A 292-nucleotide genomic window follows, 5' to 3' on the forward strand; every position below is an offset into this window, starting at 1 on the left:
GTCCCCGCTTCACAGTAAATGATATGCCGCTCAATGCCGGTTCTCTCGCTCCGTAATAGGTAAAGCTCATATCCCGAAACTCCACTGCCGGAGCGTCCTCTCCGGCCTCCAGACACGTATGATTCTTCTCCGTGATTCCCGGCTTCTGCTCGAACACGGCGCTGATCCGGTTCGCACAGGCAAGCGCTTTGGAGATGGTGATGATTAAGTTGGCCAGCTTCACCAGTTCCACCAGGATCTGGGACATGTAATTCACCAGTGCCACCACCTCTCCCTGCGTGATTGCACCGCG

Annotated in this window: 1 pseudogene; it reads right to left on the bottom strand. The window is 55.8% G+C overall.

From position 1 onward, the window contains the following. Positions 1-292: pseudogene (locus tag NE473_RS31900) on the bottom strand (ABC transporter ATP-binding protein); the annotation flags it as partial.

This window comes from Hungatella sp. SL.1.14 (assembly GCF_024460495.1).
Taxonomy (GTDB): domain Bacteria; phylum Bacillota; class Clostridia; order Lachnospirales; family Lachnospiraceae; genus Hungatella; species Hungatella hathewayi.